The following is a 6,125-nucleotide window of genomic DNA, read 5'->3' on the forward strand; positions in this document are numbered from 1 at the left end:
TAGAACAACGACCTCGGTGTAGACTGGTCAATTAGTCTGTCTCATAGTCGACATAGTCGGGTTCTGTGTCTCATAGTCGGGTTCTGGTCAATTAGTCTGTCTCATAGTCGTGCTGGTTCTGGTCAATTAGTCTGTCTCATAGTCGTGCTGGTTCTCGATCCCACATAACCCCCGTTTACAACATCATTCAAAAACACCCGTTGCTAAAATTTTTGTTGGCACGGCGGGTAAGGGGACTACATTCGAATCTAACGTCAAATCAAGCGATACTCACCAAAACAGACACAACTCCACCATTGACTCTTCCAGTGAGGGGTAATTCACAATTCTAAATTTAGAATTCCTAATTCACTACCCCCTCTTTTCCCCCGCAACCCCCTTATCACCTCATGAAAGCCCCTCCGACCACCTCACCCAAAAAGCAAATTCCTAGCAATTCTGCGCCGAGCTACTCAAAGGCACGATGGTCTCAGACGTCCCCGCCATCCTTGGCTCACTAGACTTCGTCATGGGCGAATGTGATCGATAGAAATAACCTCAATAACCTTAACCTAATCAATTATGAAAGCTCCTATAACAACGATTGCCCAACTCACCAAATTAACCCTACTTACCCTTGTTTTACTGGCAGAGACTAGTCTTGCAAAATTTGAAACCTGGACAAATCCAGAAGGGCAGGAACTAACGCTCAAGCTTGTTTCTAAGAAAAAAGTAGATTCAAAACTAGTTGGGACATTTCTAACTACCCGCGGCAAAAGATTGCAAATAAGTGAAGGCAAACTCTCTAAGGAATCCATTGGAAAACTGAAAAAATGGGCACCTAAAAATTCAGCAAGCGTCTACTCAGAATTATTTCAAGATAATCTACTGCTACTTAAAAATGGTAGTCTAGAGAAAGCGGATGATGTCAAGACACCGAAAAAATACTATATTTTTTACTATACAGCATCTTGGTGTGGACCATGCCAAAGATTCACTCCATCTCTAGTTAAATTTTACAACAAAGAGAAGAATGATGATTTTGAAATCGTTCTTATTTCAAGCGACCGTGATAAAAAAGCGATGGATGGCTATGCTAAATCTAAAAAGATGCCATGGCCTCACCTAGAACTTAGCAAGGTGCCAGAATTCCGTAAAAAATATCCCAGCCAATCAAGAGGTATTCCAGCCATGCTTGTCACTGATTTGACAGGTAAAGTTATAGCTAAAGGTAATGCTTATGAAGTATTACCGCAGCTTTCAAAACTAGTATCAGAGTAAAATAATCAATTTCTCAATACTAAAAATTTCAATCTAAGACAATGTCTCAAGAAATACTAGAAAACAACGTGGCGTCGGAGCCATCAACAGGTGAGCAACATTTCCCACCATTTGAAATCACGGATGACATCGTGGCTTTAGCTGATGAGCGAATCACCCACTACCCGGAGAGCAAGCTCTCCGCAGTGCTACCGCTCATCAACCCCCTTATCACCTCATGAAAGCCCCTCCGACCACCTCACCCAAAAAGCAAATTCCTAGCAATCATGAAGACCCACACACTCCGTATCTTCCTCCTTCTCGTGGCTCTACTACCTTCTGTTGTGCACGCAGAGAAGCCATCCGAGCAACCTAAGACCAAAGAGGCACCCCTGAAAAAGGCGGCCCCCTCTCTGACTGAACTCTCTGCCAATTCAGGTCAATTAGTCTGTCTCATAGTCATGAATCTTAAGAAGGTTACTATTCCTGAAGGTGTCACCAAAATAGGCGCCATGACCTTTAATGGCTGTAAAAACCTAACCAGTATTACCATCCCCGATAGTGTGAAAAGCTTTGGTTTTGGAGCTTTTCAACATTCAGGACTCACCAGTCTCATCTTGCCCAGCGGCATCAAGTCTCTACCCACTGCAACCTTTGCATTTTGCAAAAATCTTACGTCGTTAACGGTACCAAAGGGTGTGACGCGCATTGGTCAATACACCTTTGGAATGTGTCCAAAATTGAAGGAAATAATTTTCCTCGGAAATGCACCTACATTTCATGCTGATGCTTTGAAGAATTCCACCCCCACCATTTACCGAAAATCCGGTGCAAAGGGTTGGGGTAAAACCTGGGCTGGAAGACCGGTAAAGTTAATAGGTGCAACGAAATAAGAACCCGTCCTATACAAAAAGTATTCGACAAGAATATTGCTTAATTTAACTACGAAACCATATGAAGGAACATACCGCAGATGACGACCCTAAAACGGAGGCTGAACGTGTTAAAAAATAGAATCACGAAGAGATGGTGTCAGATACTTATGACAACTGTTATGCTGGGAGTGACAACAGCAAATGCGAAAGACCTTCACCTCAAAGATTTCGGCGGCAAGGCTGACGGTACGACCGATGACGGACCGGCCATTCTGAAGATGGTCGAGGCGGCACGTGCCCTGAAAGGGAAGCATGCTCGTCTGGTCTTCCCCAAAAATAAGACTGTCCATGCTGCTACGGGAAAGGAGCGTTATCTGTTTGCTCTTCAGCATACCAAGAACATCACCATCGATGGGAATGGTTCTACCTTTCTGTTAGATCCCCATATTCGCATGATGGATCTGGACTATGCGAAGAACCCCGTAATCAAGAACTTCAACGTGGATTACACAGTCACCATGTTTATCGAGTCAGTGATCGAAGCCGTAGATCCGAAGGGCGCCTATGTCGATGTGAGGGTGCTGCAATCCGGCGATGAGAAAAACCTGGGCGGGCCGACCAAAGAAGACGGTGAACAGTGGTTCGGCGGGTTTGTCTGGTGCGAGAACGGCAAGCATATGAAGGCGGCCAAACACTACGCGGTGAAGAAAACTGAAGTTCTCGGTAAAGATCGCGCCCGAGTATTCTTCGACGGCAAATCAATTCCCAAAAATATAACAGGCAACATCAAGAAGAGAATAACCCGTTTCAGCATCCCTCGCCCGGGGGTGGCCCAGCGGCACGGCCCCGGCCCCCTCTTCAATATCCACGATACGGTTGACGGTCACTTTGAAAATATTGCGGTCTGGGGTGCTCCCTGGTTCACCTACAGCATCTACCGCACCGAGGGAACCCTCAGGTTTATTAACGTCGACGTCGTCCCAAAGCCTGCAACCAAGCGTTTGGTGTCCGGCTGCCGTGATGCCTTCCACGTCACGGGCAACCGCTCCAAGCTGGTCTTCGACGGCTGCGACACCGCCGGCCTTGGTGATGACGATTACAACTTCTGCATTCTCTCTTCGCGAATTCAAAAAGTCATCTCACCCACCAAACTGATCATCCAACAGAAGTTCCCTATTCAGTACAACCCCCTGCGGGTGGGTGAAACACTGATGGTGATGAACAGCGAAAATCAGGTGGTCGGCTCAGCCGAGATCACCGGCTATGAGGAAAAACCTCATAAAGACGGCACCAAGATCATCCCCGGCGGTCGTTACTGCCCGCCCATCACCATCACGCTGAAGACGCCAATCAAAGGCTTAGTCAAAGACCTTCATGTCTGGAGTAAACAAGCGGCAAACCCCGACACCACCATGAAGAACTGTACTGCCACCTTCAGCATCCGCATGCAGACTTCCCTCACCATAGAGAACTGTACCTTCACCTGCTACAACGTGGCTTACGGCTTCTCGACACGGACCAAACACGTGGAGGGCCCTGGTCCAGCATACATGCGCATAAGCAATAGTGAATTTCGGGTAGGTAGGGGATCGGGCATGGTTTTCCAGAGCGGTGGCAAAGGCCTCTTTGAGACCACCCGCATTCAAAGCATCCACATCGAAAACAGTACTTTTCATTCCCCCATGCGCATTGACAAGGCAAAGGACATCACCCTGTTGAACAATCGCTTTCACAGTGATGTGAAGGTGGGAGCGCATGCAACACTCAAGATAAAGGGAAACCTACAAAATGGCAGAAAATTCAATCCAACAAAGAACAGATAAGATGAACTCACTTACAGACAGACACGAAAAATCTCCCTCCAAGGTGGGAGCGCATGCAACACTCAAGATAAAGGGAAACCTACAAAATGGCAGAAAATTCAATCCAACAAAGAATAGATAAGATGAACTCACTTACAGACAGACACGAAAAATCTCCCTCCAAGGTAATTCAGCATAGTATTTCTGCAGTATTCGCCACGCTATTCTGTTGTGGCCTGATGACATCGGCTTTGGCCGGTCCGCAAGGCAGCCGTAACACGATTGGCCTTAAAAACATTCAGATCGAGGGCGATCTGCAGAAGCGGATCCTGCGCAATTTCGACCGTTTGGAGACCAAACGTTATCAGCCGATTGAGAATGTGGGTTGTTTACGTGAGGCCAAGTACGACTGGCCGGGTGATATGGAAGGACGTACCATTCTATCGCTTGCCATGTTGCAGCAAGCCGTTGATCGCGATGCTGTACACCTGCAAAAGACCATAGATATGTTGCCGGGACGGATGAATAACAAAGGGTATTTCGGCAAGAATTATTTCCCACAGTGCGATGAACAGCAGCTTTCCGGACATGGTTGGTATTTGCGTGGATTATGTGAGCTTTATGAGGACCGTAAAGATCCCAAGGTCAAAAAGATGATCGAGGATGTGGTCAACAACCTAGTACTCCCAACTGCGGGGAAACATAAAAGTTACCCGATTGACCCGGCCAAGCGGGAAAAAGAAAAGGGCGGCTATTCCGGCGAAGTGCTCAATAGTGAAGGAACCTGGCGTCTTTCTACCGATATCGGCTGTGATTTCATTTTTATGGATGGGGTGATTCAGGCGGCCAAAGTACTCGACCGGAAAGACCTCTATCCCATTATCGATGAAATGATCGCTCGTTTCCTGAAAGTGGATCTTGTGGCCATTAAAGCCCAGACCCATGCAACCCTGACCGGATTGCGCGGATTGACCCGCTATGCGGCGATGACAGGAGATGCCAGCTTAATTGCCGAAGCCGAAGAACGCTTCAATCTCTATGTTCGGCAAGGAGCCACTGAAAATCATATGAACTACAACTGGTTCGGCCGTCCGACACACACCGAACCCTGTGCCATTATCGATGCCTTCATGGTGGCCACCCAACTTTGGCAAGCCACGGGTAAAACCGCTTATCTCGAAGAATCACACAAAATCTATTTCAATGGAATGGCTCATGCTCAGCGGAAAAATGGAGGGTTCGGTCTGGAAAACTGTTCCGGCCATGAGCATGCCTTTTTGAAAATAAAAAATCTTGAAGCGTGGTGGTGTTGCACCATGCGCGGGTCGGAAGGGCTGATGAAAGCGGTTGAATACAGTTTTGTGCAATCAGAGAACACACTCATGTTGCCCTTCTTCAATGATGCCAAGATTTCATTTAACGGGGGGAAGCTGGCGGTCTCTACCGACTATCCGTATAACGGCGTCGTAACCGTTACCGTTGAAAAAGCTCCGCAAGCCGGAACTGCACTTGCCTTTTTCAAACCATCCTGGGCCGGAAAGATCGCAATGACCCTCAACGGAAAAGAGCAGGCAACCACAGAAAAAGACAACTTTATCTCTGTGTCTAAAGCGCTGAAAGCTGGCGACACGCTGGTGTACACTTTTAAACAGGAACCTTATCTGGTCGCAACCCACAACATCCATACGATCAAGGGATACCAGAAGGTCTATCAGGGGCCGTTGTTACTGGGAACCATGAGCAAAAAAGAACTGGCATTGCCGAACGAAATCAAACTGACCTGGAACTCCGAAAGCAAAACTGCCGCCGTTGAATCCAGCGACGTGACGTTGGCTCCCATCAATGACGTCATCGACCATCACTACGATCCGAAAACATATAGCCGTCAGATCCTCTGGAAAAAACGCTAACCCCAGCGTTTAAGCCCCAAGCCGTGTGTGTGCCACGCGGCCTGTTGCTTCCTCCTTCGCTTAACAACCACCTTATCACCTCATGACCGCAACTCCGAACACCTCACCCAAAAAGCAAATTTCTAGCAGTATATAACCATCTTATGAATCGTAGAATCTATCTGAAAATCGCCAGCCTAACCGCATCATGCGCCGCAATGTTAGCAGTAACTTGCGTAACTCCAGTCGCCGCAGCAGCGCCGACCGACAATGTAGTGATCATCCACGTCGACGACCTCGGCTGGCGTGATCTCGCTTGC

General features: G+C 47.5%; 5 protein-coding genes and 1 pseudogene. All 6 read left to right on the forward strand.

Annotated features, from left to right (window positions below; all coding sequences use genetic code 11):
- Positions 1-445 precede the first annotated feature (445 nt).
- Positions 446-529: pseudogene (locus tag BSZ32_RS20310) on the forward strand (NADH-quinone oxidoreductase subunit D-related protein); the annotation flags it as partial.
- A gap of 32 nt (positions 530-561) precedes the next feature.
- On the forward strand, positions 562-1,260 hold the full coding sequence (locus BSZ32_RS06335) for a thioredoxin-like domain-containing protein (protein WP_105042659.1): 699 nt from the start codon (positions 562-564) through the stop codon (positions 1,258-1,260).
- Between the two features lie 41 nt (positions 1,261-1,301).
- A complete protein-coding gene (locus BSZ32_RS06340) occupies positions 1,302-1,481 on the forward strand; it encodes a hypothetical protein (RefSeq protein WP_105042660.1) in 180 nt (59 codons plus the stop codon).
- A 219-nt stretch (positions 1,482-1,700) separates the two neighbouring features.
- The gene (locus BSZ32_RS06345; RefSeq protein ID WP_165788686.1) at positions 1,701-2,132 is read left to right on the forward strand and encodes a leucine-rich repeat domain-containing protein; all 432 of its coding nucleotides are present in this window, start codon (positions 1,701-1,703) and stop codon (positions 2,130-2,132) included.
- A 149-nt stretch (positions 2,133-2,281) separates the two neighbouring features.
- On the forward strand, positions 2,282-3,937 hold the full coding sequence (locus BSZ32_RS06350; RefSeq protein ID WP_105042662.1) for a right-handed parallel beta-helix repeat-containing protein: 1,656 nt from the start codon (positions 2,282-2,284) through the stop codon (positions 3,935-3,937).
- 86 nt (positions 3,938-4,023) lie between these two features.
- Entirely contained in the window at positions 4,024-5,826 is a 1,803-nt protein-coding gene (locus BSZ32_RS06355; protein ID WP_105042663.1) for a beta-L-arabinofuranosidase domain-containing protein, read from the forward strand.
- Positions 5,827-6,125: the final 299 nt, after the last annotated feature.

The organism is Rubritalea profundi, from assembly GCF_002954445.1.
In the GTDB taxonomy this organism is placed as follows: domain Bacteria; phylum Verrucomicrobiota; class Verrucomicrobiia; order Verrucomicrobiales; family Akkermansiaceae; genus Rubritalea; species Rubritalea profundi.

Coding starts and splice junctions, on each gene's coding strand:
- BSZ32_RS06355 (WP_105042663.1), top strand. CDS start 4,024: ATGGCAGAAAATTCAATCCAACAAAGAATAGATAAGATGAACTCACTT.
- BSZ32_RS06340 (WP_105042660.1), top strand. CDS start 1,302: ATGTCTCAAGAAATACTAGAAAACAACGTGGCGTCGGAGCCATCAACA.
- BSZ32_RS06350 (WP_105042662.1), top strand. CDS start 2,282: ATGACAACTGTTATGCTGGGAGTGACAACAGCAAATGCGAAAGACCTT.
- BSZ32_RS06345 (WP_165788686.1), top strand. CDS start 1,701: ATGAATCTTAAGAAGGTTACTATTCCTGAAGGTGTCACCAAAATAGGC.
- BSZ32_RS06335 (WP_105042659.1), top strand. CDS start 562: ATGAAAGCTCCTATAACAACGATTGCCCAACTCACCAAATTAACCCTA.